This window comes from Dolichospermum sp. UHCC 0259 (genome assembly GCF_009711935.1).
GTDB lineage: Bacteria > Cyanobacteriota > Cyanobacteriia > Cyanobacteriales > Nostocaceae > Dolichospermum.
In genome coordinates, this window is sequence record NZ_VIKX01000032.1 from 1 (window position 1) to 19295 (window position 19295).

General features: G+C 38.2%; 9 protein-coding genes. 5 read left to right on the forward strand and 4 right to left on the reverse strand.

The window, feature by feature from the left end; genetic code table 11:
- Nucleotides 1–42 precede the first annotated feature (42 nt).
- From FJR05_RS03190 to FJR05_RS03200, 3 genes are all read right to left on the reverse strand, one after another.
- Entirely contained in the window at nucleotides 43–8088 is an 8046-nt protein-coding gene (locus tag FJR05_RS03190) for a lectin-like protein (protein ID WP_168642781.1), read from the reverse strand.
- 1165 nt (nucleotides 8089–9253) lie between these two features.
- On the reverse strand, nucleotides 9254–9532 hold the full coding sequence (locus tag FJR05_RS03195) for a hypothetical protein (RefSeq protein WP_168642782.1): 279 nt from the start codon (nucleotides 9530–9532) through the stop codon (nucleotides 9254–9256).
- Nucleotides 9529–9774 carry a UPF0175 family protein gene (locus tag FJR05_RS03200; RefSeq protein WP_168642783.1) on the reverse strand — a complete coding sequence of 82 codons (246 nt, stop codon included), beginning with the start codon at nucleotides 9772–9774 and terminating at the stop codon, nucleotides 9529–9531. The genes FJR05_RS03195 and FJR05_RS03200 overlap by 4 nt, the downstream gene beginning before the upstream one ends.
- A 123-nt stretch (nucleotides 9775–9897) precedes the next feature.
- Here FJR05_RS03200 and tilS point away from each other — a divergent pair, with 123 nt between their 5' ends.
- Entirely contained in the window at nucleotides 9898–10872 is a 975-nt protein-coding gene (tilS, locus tag FJR05_RS03205; RefSeq protein ID WP_168642784.1) for a tRNA lysidine(34) synthetase TilS, read from the forward strand.
- 209 nt (nucleotides 10873–11081) lie between these two features.
- Here tilS and hmpF read toward each other — a convergent pair whose 3' ends face one another.
- A complete protein-coding gene (gene hmpF / locus FJR05_RS03210; protein WP_168642785.1) occupies nucleotides 11082–12836 on the reverse strand; it encodes a pilus motility taxis protein HmpF in 1755 nt (584 codons plus the stop codon).
- Between the two features lie 682 nt (nucleotides 12837–13518).
- Here hmpF and FJR05_RS03215 point away from each other — a divergent pair.
- The 4 genes from FJR05_RS03215 to FJR05_RS03230 all read left to right on the forward strand — a co-directional run bounded on the left by FJR05_RS03215 (nucleotide 13519) and on the right by FJR05_RS03230 (nucleotide 18744).
- Complete coding sequence (locus FJR05_RS03215) at nucleotides 13519–14742, forward strand: response regulator (RefSeq protein WP_168642786.1); 1224 nt, start codon at nucleotides 13519–13521, stop codon at nucleotides 14740–14742.
- Nucleotides 14743–14920: 178 nt separating this feature from the next.
- A complete protein-coding gene (locus FJR05_RS03220) occupies nucleotides 14921–15292 on the forward strand; it encodes a response regulator transcription factor (RefSeq protein ID WP_168642787.1) in 372 nt (123 codons plus the stop codon).
- 7 nt (nucleotides 15293–15299) lie between these two features.
- Nucleotides 15300–15833 carry a chemotaxis protein CheW gene (locus FJR05_RS03225; protein ID WP_168642788.1) on the forward strand — a complete coding sequence of 178 codons (534 nt, stop codon included), beginning with the start codon at nucleotides 15300–15302 and terminating at the stop codon, nucleotides 15831–15833.
- A gap of 31 nt (nucleotides 15834–15864) precedes the next feature.
- Complete coding sequence (locus tag FJR05_RS03230; protein WP_168642789.1) at nucleotides 15865–18744, forward strand: methyl-accepting chemotaxis protein; 2880 nt, start codon at nucleotides 15865–15867, stop codon at nucleotides 18742–18744.
- Nucleotides 18745–19295 lie beyond the last annotated feature (551 nt).

Sequence of the window (19295 nt, forward strand, 5' to 3'; positions counted from 1 at the left end):
CAGCTTACACTGGGAGAGCTTTTTTACTCACTCACCGACTTTTCAAACACCCTCTAATGCTTCACCAACCAATTTAGTATTTTCTGCTGCTCCGCGATAAATCCCATCATCAAAAGGAGTTAAAAAAGACCCAGTTAACTCACTCCAGTCCACAATAACAAAATTGGCATCACCAACATTTTTTTGTAATAGGAAACTGGTATCAGTTAGCCAATCTGAACCAGAATCTGTAAGATATCCCCCAACAATGACATAGGTTGGTTTATTAGGATTAACTTGACCGTTTAATGCTATGAAATCAACATCTTGTTCGCCATTATTAGTCTTTAATTTGGCGGTTTCTACAGTTTCAAAAGCCAGGGTTTCCAACACTTTTTTGTTGATAGCTTTCTGACTTGTTTTGAAAAATTCGTGACGCTGCAAAACATCATCAACTGTTGTTATCCATCTGGTAAAATCAGATTCTTTAATGGCATTAGCAATACTAAAACCAACATCTCCAACGGCATCAATAATATTGACCTTTTTAGCGAATTTTCCAGATTCAACATCAGAAATAGAACGCATTGAACTGATGGCAATTACTGTGTTGAAAATATTAGAAGAAGCTGTTAACCAATCTCCTTCTTGAATAGCTTGAATCGAATTGTTAACCAGTCCAGGTATTTTTTTAAACTCTTTAATGAAATCTTCACTCAGACTAGTTTTACCTGCTAGATCAAAACCCTCAATTGCCATAGAAGTTAAGCCACCAATGCCATCAATAAATGCCCCAAGTGCATCCCCAGATTGGGCGTATTTTAAGGTTTTATAACTTGAGTCAACAATGGATTGAAACTGGGAAATATTGTCTTTCAGTGCAGATGAAATATTCATATCTCCCACATACATGGCGACTGCATTTATGGCGTTATATAATGCTCCAGACCAGTCTCCTTTGTAAGCTGCTGTCACTGCATTATTAACTGCTTTGGCAATTGCTAAACCTATTTTAATGCTTTTAATAGCAGCATCGGTAAGCGCAATTAATCCCGCAGAAGACCCCGCTGTTACTACTACACTAGCGATCGCTAAAAGTGTACCTTGACTTTCTAAGAAAAAGTCAATAAAAGTTTTCTGTCTTGCTTCGCGTTCAACTTGACGTTGTTCAAGGACATCATTCAGCATCGTTCTGGCTTTTTTAGCCGTTTCTATAGAGATAGAATTTGCATTTTGAGCCAGACGAACTTCTGCAAAAATTTGTAATAGCTCATTGCTAATAACCGATTTATCTTCTAAGAAATCATTGCGGGTTTCAATGGCAGTTAGTAGTTGATCAACAGCAGTTTTTAAATTAGTTTGTGCGGTATCTAGTAAGTCTTGATCGTCTTGTGCTTCTTCAACAAGTCGATTAAGTTCCTGTTGATAGGTTTTATTTTGCTCAACTAATTTATTAGTCACCACCGATAATTGCTCTTCAATTTGTGCTGCTTCTTCTCCTTGCAGCGCACTTTCAATATTGCCAGTTACTTCCTCCAATAAAGTACGTAATTCTTGAGGGATTTCAGGATTTATTTGCAAATTATTCAGTTGCTCTTGCAAATCAATAATATCTGCTTTATGATTTGTACTTTCAACGATGGGATTAATTTCTAGTCCCAATTCACGTCCAATTTTAATCAAAGAGTCTTGTAAAGCAGAATAGGCATCTTGTTTTTGATAAACTTCAATCTTGGTTAGTAACTGCTGTTTCTGATAGGATTTAGCGAGAGCATCTAAGTATAATTGTTCTCGGAGAGATTCATTAATTTCCTGAGAGAAACTCTCTGCGTATTGCTGTTCTAGCCTTGCCAAATCAGCATTTAATGTTTGAACTTGAATTAAGTTATTGATGATGATTCGGGTCGGTTCTTGTAACGCTTCTAGGGTTTCTTTGCGAGCTTCTAGTTCATAAAGAGTCTGACGTTGAACATCACTAGCTTGTTCTAAATTACCAATTGTTGCCAATAAGTTATTGTATTCAATTTGTGCTTGTTGAATTTCACTTTCAATTAATGTTTTTTGTCCTTCTGCGTGTTTGATAACCGTTCCAGCATAGTCTGCATTGGCTTCAGATTCCCGTTTTAAAGCACGATTTTCCATAAGTGTTTTACGGAAATAATTAGCCAATTTACGGTCTGCTTCCGTCGCAATACCACCACTCCAAAAGTTTCCAGTATCCGTCATTAAATCACTAAAATCTTGGAAATAAATGTCAGCGGCTACTGCTAAACCGCGTAATTTTGCCGTTTCTAAAAGTTGTGTAGCACGAATTTCGCCATTTGCAACCATTTTCTCCAGCAGTTTAATTATTTCTGGAGATTTATCGTTAATTTCATCTAAGGATTCTTTGGCTTCTTCAAAAGAATCCTTGCGGTCATTGAAGTTAGCGATTAAATCCTGTAAAGTTTCATGGGAATCTTGAACTGCTTTCAGGTGTTCATCATTCAGACTATTGAGATAAACGGAAAATTGATTGAGGTTTTGGGTTAAAACCGTACTGCTATCTAAGGCATCTTCAGCAAAACTTTGTAAATCTCGTAAAGTTGTTTTTGCTCGATCCAATTGCTGATTTAATAGCGTAAATTCTTTACCACCATTATCAAAATAAGCGTCAATTAACTCTAGCTCTTGTAATAAGAACTTCTCCTGTGCATCTAATGCTTCTCTGTGTTCGTTAAGTGCCTCCAGACGGTCTTGTAAAATACTTTCATTGTATTTAAGATAGTTTAAAGCATCTTTGAGAAGATTTTGGGTAATTGAGTTAATTGAACTATTATTTCCAGCCTGGAGGAAATCATTTAGTTGATTTTTGACTACACTTACGCTTTCTAACTCAACTTCTAAACTTTGATATTTGAGAGTAACCCACTCACGGGAAGTGTCAATATCACTGAGAATAGCCAGATTTTGTCCGCGATATTCAGCTTTTAAAGGAATCACTTCGTCGTAAACTTTTTGTAATTCACCGACACTATTTTTGAAAGTATCCCACTGCTGTTTCACGCTGTTATAGGCATTTTCTGTTTTTACCTGAGCGTTAGTAAGTTGAGTGTTTAAAGTGGGTAAAAGCAATTCAAATTGATTAACTGCTTGTTGATATTCTGGTGTTTGTTTATTAGCAATATTAATCCGATTAATGCTGGATTTTAATTGCTCTAATAAACCTTCTAAAACATCGGCTTGTTGATTAGCTTGTCCCCACAATTGATTAATAGTGATGGCTTTGTTGCGTTGGCTTAATAAATCACTAGCAACTGCTGTCGAAGTAGAATTTGTACTTGGTTGTCCCAATATTTCCAATGCTTGTTGACGAGCATCTTTTGATTGTGCAGTGAATTTTTCATAATACAGCCAGTGGGTATTGATATGAGTAATTTCCACTGAAACTGACTTTTTACCTAATAAACCCCTAGTAAAAGTTTCACGGGTTTCTGTCCATCTCTCTCCATCAGGAATTACCACACCAAGCTGGTTGGCAAATTTTTGTTTTAGATCATTATGTTTTTGCAGATATTCAGCAGCCACTGATTGATAAAACTCTGCTGTTTTGAAATGAGCATTAGCAGAGGCTTGTCGCCAATTAATATCGCTTTCTAATTCATTTAAGGTTTGTTGACTTTCGCGGTAGTTTTGACGAATTTCTGTTAAGAGTTCAGCAGTGGTTAATTGACTAATTCCAGCGATATTTAACGCTTTTGTAAAGGAAGTTTCGACTGTGGCGATCGCACTAACAATAGATTGATAATTCTGACTTTTTTCAAGTGAAGTTTTAAAATTATCATCAGCCTGTTGGAGTTGTTTTTCAATCTGCAAACGTTCAACCGTAGTAGCATTAAAATCAAGTTCAATAATCCCTTGGAATTTTTCTTGATTATTAGCCGCTTTCCATAGACCAAACTGATTCATAAAGGCATAGTCTTTGCCATTGCCATTAGTGCGATCGCTCCAGTTTTGAAAATCATCAACTTGACCATCAACCCACTGCCATTTACCTTCTTTATCCTTGTCATTATAGCCAATCCAATAGTTAGCTTGATTATTTGCCGTACCATTAGCATTAAGACCAAAAATCCGTTTTAAAAATTGTTGTTCTTTAAGCCCATTAATAGTGACCAGATTTCCTTCAACAGATTTAGCAAAATCTTGAATTTCCTGCCATGTTCCCGCTTGTGGACTGAGGAAATAACGATTTTCCAAATTTTTAGTGTTAATTTCTCCACTAACAATTAAATCTTTAATTGTTACATTATCTTCTACTTTTATTCCCTCTTTTTGACTAATTGTAGCTTCTTCATTGCTACGAGCTTTGTACAAAATTGCTGCTTCTAGCAAAGCGACTTCTTTTTCACTTATCTCAATTAATTGTGCTTCAAGTTCACTATTTTCACTTTCAAAATTGGAAAGTTCTGTACTTAACGATGTAAGTTGTTGAATACTTTGTTTGGCATTATTAAGACTTTGAACAGTCGCGCTATCAAGATTTGCAGTAGTGATTAAATTCTGGATAAAGCTAGTTAATTGAGTGATTCCTTTGGTTAAATTATCAACACTCAAATTGTCTTTTTCTAGTAATTCTTGAATCTGAACAAATGCCAGAGCTTGATCGGAAAATGCTAATTCTTTACTAATGCCAGCAATTTTGTCATTTAAGCTGTTCTGAGAGCTAATTTTTTCCTTAAATGAAGCGATCGCATTTTTAACAGAAGTAACACTATTATTAATCGCAACTAGACGTTGATCTAAAACAGTTTGGATGACAATTTTTGCATCCAAATCGCCACTAGCTCGTAGATAATCACCCAAAGTTTTTGGTAGTTTAAATTCAAATGCTTTGAAGAGTTCCTGCGAACTTTCTGCCAATTTTGTCAAATTTCCATCAATGTATTTGTTTGCTTGATCAACCTCCTTGAGAATTGTTTTTTGCTTTTCAATATCTTCAATCACTTCATCATGGATAACTATTTTTAAATCCATGACATTGGAGCGGGAAATTTGACCATTACCAGTTACAAGATCAGCCTTTTGAGCAATATTAATACGACTTTGAATCGTCTCAATAACTTCTGCAAGATTCTCCTGTTGAATAAGACTACGAAGACGATAATCAAATTGAATTTCTTCAACTTCTTTCTGTGCTTCCTTATGAGCTTTATCAAAATCAGTGATAACTTCAGGATATTGCTTGTTAATGTATGTACCAAGCTCTGATTTTTGATTTGTCAGAAGTTGTTGAAAATTCTTGATAAACTCCTGAACTAACTTAGGAGCATCATTAATACTTGTGCCATTGACTGTATTTCGTAAACTATCAAGGGAAGGATTAAGCGAGTTGAGAAGAGTGTTTCCTCCATTAATTTCGCCATAAAATTTACCAACTGCTGGCTCGATAATTTCTGTGAAGAAATTAATATCTTGCTCCGTAACTAACAATCCCAAACTTAATAACGACTCACCCAATGATGCTTGAGAAGTCAACGAAACATCAATATCGTTAAATTCCCCTTTCAGCGTTGCAAGTTTTTGGAAAAAGACATTGGATAGGTTCAATAAAGCTTGAGCAGATTTTGTAATATCTGTTCCCAAGCTATTGATTTGCGATGTATTGCTACTGATTTCACTATTTTTATTGGGAATTAACGTATTTGTTAACTCAGCTATGCGATTATTCGTGGATTGAAGTTGACTTGCTAAATCTGTCTGGTAAAAGCTAGAGTTATAAATTTCCCGCTCATATTGTGTAATCAGACTTTTTTGAGCAGTCAAATCATTATTAAATTTGAGTAAATTAGAAACAGCATTACTATAATTTGCGATTCTATCGTCTCTAGTAACGAGCTTATTTAGTTGAGTGTCCCATTTAAAAAAGCCACCGTCAGTTGTTCTGATACGATTAACTTCACCTTGCCAATAAGTTACTGAATAATCTATGCTAGGTAAAGCAGATTTTGCCGAAGTTAACTGATTACTTAAAGTGACTATCTTACTAGATGTCGCATCAAGCTGTCCCTGTAGATAAGATGCTTTAGTGACAAGATTTATCTTTTCTTCATCCAACTTAGCTAAATCACCTTCCAAAGTAATAAGACTACTTTTTTTACTCTGAAGTTGATTATCCAGATTTACCTTGTTCTTGCCCTCATTAACCAATCCAAGAAAGTCAGAGTTTATTTGACCCCAAAGACTTTTTAGATGATTAATTTCTTCAGTGAAATTTTCTTTGATAGGATCAATTTCAGCTATAGCATTGGTAACCAAAGAAAGACGCTTTTGGGTAAATTCTAATTGTTGAATATATCGCTGTAAACGACTTGAATCAGTTGAATTAGCTGGACTAAGCAAAGTCGCTTTGGCTTCATTTAACCATGAATTTACTTGAGTAATTTGTCGGTTTAAATCATCATAAGAAGTCAACAAGTTATCGCGCCTTTCTTGAATTTTTTGCAAATTATCAGCAAATTTTCCAAGTGGCAAGTTGCTATTTTGAGAAGGAGTTGCTCGAAATTCTTGGAGCAATTGATCAAAAACTACTTTGCTGTTATTACCGATAAATTCAATAGTCTCTTGCCGATTTTTTGCCCAAACAATACCAGCTTCCAAATCCTCTTGATATTCTTCAATTGGAGCTTGTAAATCTCCCAAATAATTACTATTAAACGACTGTAGTTTATTCAAAAAAGGCTCAGTAACATTATCTGCGAGTTTCTCCCAATCGGTATATAAATCTTCATAAATTAGGAGTTCAGCATTATCTAAAAAGTAGTGACTTTCATTGCGTAATAAGGCTTTCCATTCTTTTACTAAAGTTGTATTCTCTTTTAACAACTCTAGAAGTTTTTGTTTGTCGGGATTAATATGACCAATAATCGTTGAAATGCTACTGTTAACAGTGTTTATTTCTCCTTGTTTGCCAATAATAGCATTGTCTCTTTGAGCGATATCACTATATTTACTGGTAATTTTGTTTTGATACTCAGAATCCTTGACATTTCGACTGTTTTCTAAAGTCGTTATCTGAGCATTCAAAGTTGAAATTAAATTAACATAAGGTGTCCATGCCTTATCACGCAAGCCAGTGATATTTGTCCGAACTTCAGTTAATTTATCACGGCTAATTTCAGCATTCACCTGATATATCAACAGAGTTCCTTTACCACCTTGATCATCGTAGCTAGGATCTTTTATGTATGGACCAATATGGTTACTTACGTCAATTGACCTGTCACGCTTGTTTGGATCGGCATATAAATTTATTTGCTCTACCATTTTGGTGACAAGAAGGTCATAACTACTTGCCAATTGGCTATAAACACTCTGAGCCGCAGACAGAATATTATTGATTTCATTGACTTCGCTAGGGGTGATTCCTCCTGAATTTATCAAAGATTCATAGGAAGACGAATAGGTTTTTAGGGTGTTTAATTGAGTCGTAGCAGTATTAAATTTGGCAACAAAATCGTTAATGATCTGTATTTTTGTATTGTAACCTGTTGGGCGTTGAGTATTAAGTTCAGTTTTTCGTGTATTCAAGCTAGTTACAGCATTACCAAAACGGGTAATAATCCCTGCTATTTCACTAGAAGACTGTAATAAATCCTTAGCAGGGTTATTGGAACTTGTGAAAAGAGCCGTTATTTCATAACGATTATTTTCTGCGGCTATATTGCTATTAACCTTACCAATCTCACCATTGAAATAAATTACAGATTGGATTTTTGCGTCGTTTAAAACGAATACTTCTGCTGTCAACTCTCCCTTTGATTGGTTTAACACATTAAGTTCATCACCCCTGGTTTTCAATGATGTTTCGTTATTTGATAAACTTTGTAAAGATGGATTGAGTTGTGCAATGGTCAGTTCAATGGCCTTTTGATTGAGTTCTAATTTTGTTTCTAAGGACTTAAATTGCTGGAAGGCTTCGTCTTTTTGATCATTGATAATTTTCCGAAGATCGTCTTCAGAGTAAGATTGTCCAGGTAGGACTTTGAGTAAAGCTTTGATTTGCTCGGCGTTATCAGTCAGTTTGATGAGTTCGTTGTAGAGATTTTGTGTAGTGGTGGTAGTAGTCATGGTTTTGCTCCTGTTAAATAAATAATTGATGATGTGGATAATGAAAAAGGTAAAACTTCCTAAACAAGGTTGGTGATTTCACTATAAACTCAGAAATCTGAACTCGTATCTTAGTAATGATTAAGTTGTGTTTGTTTTATGATGATTTTATGTTCAAGTTCTGATTGAACAGAGGTCATACTTAAACAAAAAAGCTATTAACAGAAATGGCTCTTAGTGCGGGAAGTGTACCACTATAACCTGTGATATTAACTAATAATCCAGATGAAGTTGTTAGCCATGATATATGCTCCTAATTTTTGGAAACTGAACAGTATTGCCTCAATCTGCATAAGTTTTGATGCTTATGAAATGAGAATTATTTAGCTCTCAGCAGTCAAACTGTTAGCGAGGAGATTGGATGTAATGTAATAAAATAAAAGAAATATTTTTCTAAATAATCAGACGTGGGTATGGTATCAAGTATAAATAAATTCTGGCATCTATCGCAAGATAGATATTTAAAATTTGATAAATCTTCCCTGAGTGGGATGACATAGGAATGGCAGTGCCTGTAATGAACCATAAGGACTCCGTAACGTCTTGTCAGTTCATTTTTATGCAGGTTCGTTTAATAAGTTTTATTTAAATACATATTTGCTCTACTCATCGCTCTTGCTTCCGCAAAGACTTTATATTCCATCAGCATTTAGCAATGATTTTACGGAAATCTTTCCTGCTTCCTAAAAACTTTACAAATCGGAACTAACAGACTCGATATTGAAGATGCAATCGCCCTTTCCAGAATTAGGATGAGCGATACTATGAGTTTGAGATTGCGATCGCCTTTTCCACAGGTAGGATGAGCGATCGCATGGGGTTTGAATTTAGTGATCGCAAAGCACAACCTAGTAATTACCCCCTCGTATTTCCATCACTGTTAAGCAGTGTTTTTTCCAAATTTAACACTAATTCGTAACATAACTTCACAAAACTAGGAGCAAGAGAGGAGGTATTGAAGATGCGATCGCACCGTTAGTAAGTGTATATGTTATAAAATTAAACTGGTTTTTGTAAGTAACTATGGCAAAATGATGATATGAAGTATAAAAAAACTTGACATCTACCAAAAGTTAGATATTTACAATATTTCCAAAACATCTGACTTAATAGACATTTGCTATACTCAACACGGCTTAATTCTGTAAGGGTTTAGCAGTGCTAAACCCCTACAAATCGGGGTTTCTTGAATCCAGATGACTCTTTGAGGATCTGCAACAGCCTGTTTTTGAATCCAAGGTAAAGTTTGTACCTCTACAGCGCCAGGAACAATTTTACCTGCCCTGACCATTTCATGATAACCGGCTGTGGGGATAACAATCTCAGTGTAAAGTTTTTGGAGTAAGTCTAGCTGATTGATTGCTGCTAAATTAGTAATTGGTGATGTATCACTGACAATAATCACAATAACCCCATTGATTCTAGGGTTTTTACATCTGATTGAAAATCCTCTACATCGTAATTGATACAAAGTCCCCGTAATGCAAGTTGATGTTGAAACTCAATTACTGTGAGTCCAGTCCAAGCACGAACTTTACCGCTACTAATTTTTCCTTGCTGATAAAGCATAATAGCGACTTCTAATTTTAGTTCACCTTCCGTCATTTTGCTGGCTCGGAGAATATCATCAGGTATTAAGACGCTCATAATCAAGTTTGCAATTGTAATTTATATAATTTTAGCACTTCTTCATGTATAAGTTGATTTTGACACAGCACCTGTAAAAAATGGCAGATGCGGACAGGCAAAATAAACATATTAAAAACTCTCATGACATGGACACCCCTCCACGCCCAAATACATCGTACCATCCGCGATCGTAATCTACTCCCACCCAAACAACATCTATTAGTTGCAGTATCCGGTGGACAAGATTCCCTATGTTTAATTAAATTACTATTAGACTTACAACCCAAATGGGAATGGAACATAGCCATAGCTCATTGTGATCATTGTTGGCGTGAAGACTCCCAAGCAAATGCCTACCACGTCGCCAATTTAGCAAAAACTTGGCACACACCCTTTTATTTAGAAACAGCCAATCAACCCGTCAAAAGTGAAGCCACAGCCAGAAATTGGCGATATCAAGCCTTAACAAAAATTGCCCAATGTTATAACTATCAATATATTATTACCGGACATACCGCCAGCGATCGCGCCGAAACCTTACTATACAATTTAATTCGTGGTACTGGCACAGACGGTTTGCAAGCCTTAACTTGGCAACGTCCACTCACCGAAAATATTACCCTTATCCGTCCACTCCTAGAAATCACCCGTTCCCAAACAGAACAGTTTTGCCAAAAATTTAACTTACCAATATGGGAAGACTCCACCAATCAAAACCTCAAACATCCCCGCAACCGCATTCGTCAACAACTAATTCCATATCTCAAAGACAATTTTAACCCCCAAGTAGAAGCCAACCTAGCCCAAACAGCAGAACTCCTCCAAGCAGAGGTAGAATTTCTAGAACAAACAGCCCTTCAGTGGCGGCTAGAAGCCTCAGCAAAGGGTGATCAAGATAATTTACAAATCAACAGGCGAACATTACAAAAAGCACCCCTAGCAGTTCAACGTCGAGTCATGCGTCAGATCCTCCAAGAAATACTTCCCCATGCACCCAACTTTGAACACATTGACAAACTCACAGCCCTAATCACAGCCCCCAATCGTTCCCAAACAGATCCTTTCCCCGGAGGTTCAACAGCCATAGTCCAAGGTGACTGGATTACCATCAATTAATCGTTTCCGGCGATTATATTCTCAATAACAATGATACCCCCAGCCCGCAGAGGCGATCGCCACCAGAATTTAACCCACGAAGGTGGGTTTTGTCTGTGTAGCCGTGTTCGCGGAGCGTGCCGGAGGCATCTTTCCAATCGCCAAGGCTGTTGTTCCCTGTTCCCTGTTCCCTTTTTTTGTTGTAATAAATTAGACTTTTCAAACACCCTCTAAGAAACCACCACCTCCGGTAGATTTATAAAACTCTCAATCACCTCACGCAGATCAAAAACAACCTGAACCTGAGAATCCCCAAATTCTTGCACTTGAGTCAAAGATTCACCAATCTTTTTCAATTGCTCCCTTAACCTATCCAGTTCATCCTGAATAGGTTGCAGAGCTTCTTGATAAAGATTAACTCTTCCCCAACACTCAGCAGTTGCAGTTCGTAAATTCAGTAATTGCTCCTCAATAGCATCAACTTCCTGGCGCTTTACTTCTACATCCTGAGTTTGATGATCAATAGCCACCTGATCCGCTGCAATAGTAATCAGCATCAAAGCTATATCACTTTCTAGCTTCTCAATTTCCGCAGCTTTGCGCTGTTTCTCTGTGGCAAATTGGGAAACCAATACTTCTAAATCACTAAATTCACCCTTAATCTCCACCGAAATCCCTTGTCTTTGCCACAATACCACCTGATTCTGTTGGAGAGTCTTTTGCTGCCCAATCAAATTGCGTCTTTGTCCCACCAAACTTTCGTTCAGCATTTGATAAAGATCCTGTTCGTCAGCTAATTCTAAATCTAAATTTATCCGTTCTTCCCCAGTGGCATTAACAATTTTTTGTTGAAGTTCTTCTATAAGTTCTTGCTTGTATTTAAGCTCCTGCTCCTGTTCCTGCACAAAGCTAGAATCTCGATCTAACTTCTCCTGCCAGTCTTGCACCATTTTCTCCAATTCTTTCAGGGGCATTTGTTGCAAAGCAGTCACATCAACTTCCGGTTTAGCCACCTCAGCACTAGTCCTAGCCGCCAAAATATGCAGCTTTTGGTAAAATTCCTCCTCAGTTTCTAAATACTGTTTGAGCATGGCAGTTAATTCCTGTTTACTATTAACTATTGCTGCTTGTGATTGTAACTGGGTCATCTTTTGAGCTAGAGAATCCTGTTGCTGTTGCAATTCATTTTGGCGATCGCCAAAACTTTGCAGCAATTCCTCTCCCTCCCTTTGCTGCTGATTAGCTGCATGACGTTGGATCTCTAACTTTTGCCAATGTAAGTTCAACGCATCCTGCTGTTTACCAGCAAACTCAAAAGCGCAATTAAGACTTTTCTTGAATATATCAATAGGAGCAGATTTACCAGATAAAAGATTAAGCAGATCACTTAACTTCTGAACGCGCTCACTATCTACAGATTGAGACTGTTGAACATTTAATCTGATCTCCTCCAAACAGCGTTGCTCAACGCGCAGGTGTTCCCAAGCACCTTCTAAATCCCGCCGATTACGTTCAACCTCCGCCCGTAAACGCTCAACTTCCGTGCGAGACGTGTTAATCAAGTGTTGTTGTGTATCTATCCGTTTAGAATCATTCTCCAGTTTTTGTACCTCGTCCCACCGGGATTCCATTTCCATTTCCCGACGATTCAGTTCCTGAATTTGGAGATTCAGCGACTGTTTCCACTGATCAATTTCCTCCTCCTTGAGTTTAAATTTTTCCACCTGTCGGGAAAAATTTTGCAAAATATTCACCAATGGACGACCAGCATCTTGAATCCGCTGTACCTGACGATTTGGACTCAAATCCACCAGTACCAATGCACCATCATTCAATTTACTTGCTTCATCAGCAGCAATCATTTCGTCCGGGACTGGACTCCAATTCTGGTCATTACGTTGACAAGCAATCAATTTTAGTTCGCTTTTGCCAGCGCCACCAAGTAAGCTACCTTTCTGTTTTTGTACTTCTGCTAAATACAGCACACCGTCAATCCTTTTGATGTACTTTGTGTCCGCGTTCTAGTATATACCGTAGATAATTCTGTCAACTTGGTTTTATTCAACATTAGTCTAACAGCACGAAGAAGATACAATTATTTTCTTAGACATCATATATATTGATACTTGCTGACACTTAATTAAAATCATTCTTACTATCCTCCTAATTATATATTTTTAACCAATAGTTTGAGGATAACTACTGTGTAATCACCGTCTTTAGCCTCATAATACCGCAGAATTTATCAAGTCTTAAAAATCAGGAGTAAAAATTTTTAGCTGTTTGGCTTTTGACCCAATTTGTATACCTCATTGGAGTGGATACCGCTATCTTACAACATTGACCCCAGGGAAACATCATGAGAACATATAGAACTCCTACTTAAATTTCATAATCTTTGAACTATACCCAGGGTAAACATAGCCCACTCTCCCTGAAACTTAGTAAGCATTGCTACTTTACATTACTTAATATCATTCAGAAATCATTTACAGCTATCCAGGAGAAGCCTACTAAGAAATTTATGAGACTCAGAAATTTTATTTATTAATTTAGACTGAGTGTAACCTAATAGAAATAAAAATTGTGCTGTTGCGAGGTATGAAGCATATAGTCAAAATCCCTCAACTAATAACACTGAAACATCAAGGAGTGCTTTGTAGCTAAATGCAGGGAAACTTAAATGAGATTGATATTTGCAGTATTCTCCAACTTATTGAGTTAGGACAACGGACTGGACAATTATGGGTAGAAGCCCGCACATCATATCCAAGTCACCAACTCAGTGGAGAAGAAACCTTCAAAAATCGGCAAAGAGTAGGAAATACACCACAATCATGGTTTGTATTTTTTCTCAACGGTCAAATCATCTATTGCCAAGCAGATAACAGTAGCTTATCACGGATTGACGATTACCTACGTCATTACCGAGTCGAACGGCGGCTCGAATCTAAACAACTAGCATCTCTAGCAGTCACTAATTCTCCAGAATATGCGTATATTTGGGCGCTCTTGGAGCAAAATATTATCACTCCGAAAATTGCTCGAACAATCATTTATGGTGTAGTACAAGAAACTTTATTTGATCTCTTGAGCTTGCACCAAGGCAGTTTCATTTTTGAATTAGGGACAGCAATAGTCCCACAATTAACCACCTTAGAAATTGCTCCGCTAGTTGCCAAAATCACTAAACAAGTGCAAGAATGGAAGCAATTATACCCACATATTCAATCTACAGAACAATTACCCGTTCTAGCCGATATGGCTAAATTAAGTGCCTCATTACCAGAAGATACAGTCAAAAAATTACATAAATGGGCTGATGGAAAAACTTCTCTACGCCAACTAGCTCGGTATCTCAACCGTGATATTTTAACTTTAGCAAAAGCTATATATCCTTACGTGCAAGAAGGTTGGCTACAATTAGTATACTCAGACACATATAACCTTAGCAAAGAAAAACAAAACCTAGAAGCAAAAAAACATAAAGGGCGGATAGTATGTATTGAAGATACACTAGTGATTTGCGAGACGATAGAATCTATCCTAAAAATGCAAGGTTATGAAGCGATTTCCATCACTCATCCCTTACAAGCCCTGAGTCTTGTCTTTCAACTCCAACCAGATCTAATTCTCTGCGATATTACCATGCCACTACTAGATGGTTACGAGATTTGTGCCATGTTACGGCACTCCACATTATTTCGGTCTGTGCCAATTATTATGCTAACTGGCAAAGACGGGTTTATAGATCGCGTTCGTGCCAGGATGGTAGGGGCAACCGATTATCTGACTAAGCCCTTTACAGATCAAGAATTGCTTATGCTGGTAGAACAATATCTCAGTTTAGATTATTGTACAAGTGTGCAAATAGGAGATAAGACTTGTTGATTGAGTACAAGATAGGGTACAAGATGTAATCACAGGAAGAAAATTTAGTTGTTTAACTCCCTGCCATATACGGTAAAGTAGTGAAACAATAGACTTAATTTATACAGTTAATCTTTGCCAGCACAGCAAATTATTTTCCTCAACGGAAAATCTAAATCAGGAGGCTAAATAGACATTTATGAGCACAATTCTCATTGTTGAAGACAGCATTGCCCAGAGGGAGATGATTACAGACCTGCTGAAAGCCAGTGGCTTAAAAGTTACTCATGCCAGCGATGGTGCAGAAGCTTTAGAAGCGATTCAAATCACACCTCCCGACTTGGTAGTTTTGGATATTGTCATGCCCCGCATGAACGGATATGAACTCTGCCGACGATTAAAGTCTGACCCTAAAACCCAAAATGTTCCCGTTGTCATGTGTTCTTCTAAAGGTGAAGAATTTGATCGCTATTGGGGAATGAAACAAGGGGCAGATGCCTATATAGCTAAACCTTTTCAACCAACTGAATTGGTAGGAACAGTCAAACAACTCCTGCGAGGACAAGGATGAAAATAACATGGTTAGTAAACCAGATTTTTTAAGTGGTACAGGGCCAGATCAATTTCGTCCCGAATTACAACTAGAAAGTCCTGAAGGTGAGTTGCATTTGCGGTTTTATCTGCCCTCACGTCAGGAGTTTGCATTACAAGCCACAGGAATTCGGGAAGTAATTGAACTTAGTCCTGATCGGATTACACCAATTCCTAACACATCGCCCTTACTTTTAGGTACGCTAAATTTACGGGGTCGCTTGATTTGGGTGGCTGATTTGGGTCAATTTTTGGGAGAAACAACGCCATTAAACACTGATTGCTCAGAAATTCCAGTCATTGCCATTGAAGATCAGGATACGATAGTAGGCTTAGGGGTAGAAGAAATTTGTGGGATGGACTGGCTTGATGTACAGTATCTAATGCCACAAAATAACGTACCGGATGCGATGGCTCCGTTTTTGCGTGGAGAATGGTTATTTGATACAGAAAAAGAAAAAAAATATTTGCGGCTACTGGATCAAATAGCAATTTTGCGAAGTGCGCGGTGGGCAGGGTGAAATTAGTCGGAATGCAATTGGGAGGGAGGAAATGGAAACACGTATAAATTCTCAAGAGATAACTTATGATAGAGCTAGAACAGCCTATGAGCAGCAAGATTATGAATTAGCTGCCATAGTGATTGATCAGTTGATGCAAAATTCACCAGATGACCCTAACTCACATTTGTTAAAGGGACACATCTACTATATGTTGCAACAATATGATGTAGCTAAGAATGAGTATCAGATAGTATTGCGGCTAACGGATGATCAAGAAATTGTCACTCTTGTTCATAATTGTCTGGCGACTATAGATCAGTATACACAGCCCTTTGGTGATTATGAATCTCCATCCCAGGGGACAACTGAAATATCTTCAGATTCAGGAGTTATGGGGAATTGGCATGGTGGTAGCTTGAAAATGAATTCCTTTGAAGAATACGAACCACCCCTAGATATTCAAGGACATAATCCGTTTAGTGATCCAGATAGTCTGGAGTTTAATGGCGATTTATTGGATACTACCATGACTGATGATCCCTTTGGCTTATCTAGCGAATATCTCGCGGATAATCCAATATCAGATCAATTAGAATTGCCACCTTTTTGGCAAGAAGGAATTTCTGCTGATCATAATGATGGGGATATTAATAACAATCTAGCTAATGATAGTTCGGCCATGAGTGGTGGTGAGGATAGCTATTCACCTTTTGCAGAAACTAAATTATCAATTGATGATGATTCTGAAAATCGGACTGAGCTATTTATGGGGGAAGATATAGATAAATTGATGGATGATAATTTTGCGGACTTAACCACTAGTCTCAAAGATACATATTTGGAGATTAATGAACAGGCTAACAACGATGATAATAATATAGAAAATAAGTGGCAAAATAGCCAGGAAGAGGACTTTTCTTTTAGTAGTGAAGATAGTTTACTGCATGATATTTCTAGGGAAACCGTATCTGAATCACAAAAGCAACCAGTATCATTTACTAACAATTCTACACCACCACAACGGCAGTTTAATTTCAACTCTTCATCAGGAAAAAATGATTTTGATGATGATAGCTTTGATCTAGATGCGTTTGAATCGGCTTTTGGGTCAGAGAATGAAGTAGAGTTGGGAAGTGAAACCTTCATTTCCACTAAAGATACCAATAATATCTCTAGTGGAAATATTGGCAAGAACAATATAGAGTTTCTCAACGACTTTGATGAATTTGATGATCTCGGTGATATTCCTGGCTTTGAACTCACTGACGATGATAGTTTGGATCATGGGAGATTGCTGTCAGAACCTCTGGATAGTCGGGGAAATTCCCAAGCTCAATTTGTTAATAACTCATTCGCTCAGGAAAGAGGAGATGACTATCAGGATATCAGTCATCGTGATGAGGAACTATTCACAATTACAGGCGCTCAAGAGGCAGTTCCTGTGTTTACCCAATCAGACATTGCTAGAACAGAACCAATTGTAGCCTCAGAGCAAGGACTATTTGGACCATTTGAAAATGCCTCTTTAGAGCATAAACAATGGTGGATAGGTGGTGGCGTAGGGTTGGTATCAATGCTGGGTGTAGCTCTGGTGAGTGCTTTGGCAATTTCTATTTCACCGGCGCAACAACGGGAATCTGTAAGAAATACAGGGTTGTTAATGGCTTTGGCAGCGGGAGCGACAGGTGCTGCTACTGCTGGGTTTATGGGGAATCTCACCCTTAAACAAATTCGCCGCACTACGAAGGATTTACAGGCTCAGTTTGATTCTGTGCGTCAAGGTAATTTGAATGTGGAAGCTACTGTCTATTCACAAGATGAATTGGGCTACTTGGCTACTGGCTTTAATGATATGGCTAGGGTAATTTTCACAACTACTAATGAAGCCCAACGTAAAGCCATTGAGATGGAAGAAGCTAAGGAAAACCTCCAACGTCAGGTAATTCGCCTTCTGGATGACGTAGAAGGGGCAGCGAGGGGAGATTTGACGGTGCAAGCTGAAGTTACGGCCGATGTCCTGGGAGCGGTAGCTGATGCCTTTAACCTGACGATTCAAAACCTGCGGGATATTGTCCAACAGGTGAAAGTGGCGGCGCGGGATGTAACCAAAGGTTCAACTAATTCCGAAACCTTTGCGAGGGCTTTATCTGGGGATGCTTTGCGACAAGCAGAAGAGTTAGCTGTGACGTTGAATTCTGTACAGGTAATGACAGATTCCATTCAACGGGTAGCAGAGGCATCCAGGGAAGCGGAAACTGTAGCCCGTGATGCTAGTAAAATTGCTCAGAAAGGGGGAGAAGCGGTAGAAAATACGGTGGCAGGGATTTTGGAAATTCGGGAAACTGTGGCGGAAACTACCCGCAAGGTGAAACGTTTGGCGGAATCTTCCCAGGAAATTAACTCTATTGTGGCCATAGTTTCACAAATTGCTTCTCGAACTAATTTATTGGCTCTTAATGCCAGTATTGAAGCGGCGAGAGCAGGAGAAGCGGGTCGAGGATTCGCTATTGTAGCTGATGAAGTGCGACAGTTGGCAGATCGATCTGCGAAGTCTTTAAAAGAAATTGAGCAAATCGTGATGCAAATTCAAAGCGAAACTAGCTCGGTAATGACAGCTATGGAGGAGGGGACACAACAGGTAATCCATCAAACTAAATTAGCAGAAGAAGCCAAGCGATCGCTAGATAATATCATCCAGGTAGCCGATCATATTGATATTTTGGTACGATCAATTACCAGTGATACCGTCGAACAAACGGAAACCTCTCGTGCTGTTGCCCAAGTCATGCAATCTGTGGAATTAACGGCACAAGAAACCTCTCAAGAAGCACAGCGGGTTTCTGGAGCTTTGCAACATTTAGTGGGAGTATCCCGCGATTTGATTGCCTCCGTGGAACGCTTCCGAGTGGAAACTATCGAATCGAGGTAAGAGGCAAAAGTCAAAAGGCAAAATTGACACTCTCACTGTCTTTAGCCACTGAGATTCTTGGTTCAACGAGTCCACTTAACTTAAACCCCTTGCGGTATTTAAGCCAGAGGTGGTTCTCTCCCCAAGCGTTAACTTCCCCTCTGCCCGAAGGTAGTTGCATTACTGCAAAATTTGATTGAGTTTAAATTCTGTGTCGTCTAGCTCCCATAAAGATTTTACCTATTCCTGGGCAGGAAACTAGAACTATGGAATAGAACCCCATATCTTTAATTGTCAAGGTACAGATTACCGTTAGGTAGTGAGGTTTTTAGACAGGTTGATTACCGTTCCTGTTGTGGAGAGTATAACACTATAGAACGCAAAAGATAAATTCTCTGATCTTTTTAACCCACCTTTGCTAAAAAGAAACTCTATGCGGTTAAAACCGCAGGAGTCGCTTATCTCTCACTGGCTTTAGCCCCTGAGCTTTACGCTTACTGGATATTTCTGTAACAATTAATGTCTACTTCTATGCCTAGTCTGTTACCTTTTTTGTTTGCTATGCGCCTTTT

Excerpts from the sequence above, each read along its gene's own strand:
- FJR05_RS03190 (WP_168642781.1), bottom strand. The coding sequence starts at position 8,088 with ATGACTACTACCACCACTACACAAAATCTCTACAACGAACTCATCAAA.
- FJR05_RS03200 (WP_168642783.1), bottom strand. The coding sequence starts at position 9,774 with ATGAGCGTCTTAATACCTGATGATATTCTCCGAGCCAGCAAAATGACG.
- tilS (WP_168642784.1), top strand. The coding sequence starts at position 9,898 with ATGACATGGACACCCCTCCACGCCCAAATACATCGTACCATCCGCGAT.
- FJR05_RS03215 (WP_168642786.1), top strand. The coding sequence starts at position 13,519 with ATGCAGGGAAACTTAAATGAGATTGATATTTGCAGTATTCTCCAACTT.
- FJR05_RS03220 (WP_168642787.1), top strand. The coding sequence starts at position 14,921 with ATGAGCACAATTCTCATTGTTGAAGACAGCATTGCCCAGAGGGAGATG.
- FJR05_RS03225 (WP_168642788.1), top strand. The coding sequence starts at position 15,300 with ATGGTTAGTAAACCAGATTTTTTAAGTGGTACAGGGCCAGATCAATTT.
- FJR05_RS03230 (WP_168642789.1), top strand. The coding sequence starts at position 15,865 with ATGGAAACACGTATAAATTCTCAAGAGATAACTTATGATAGAGCTAGA.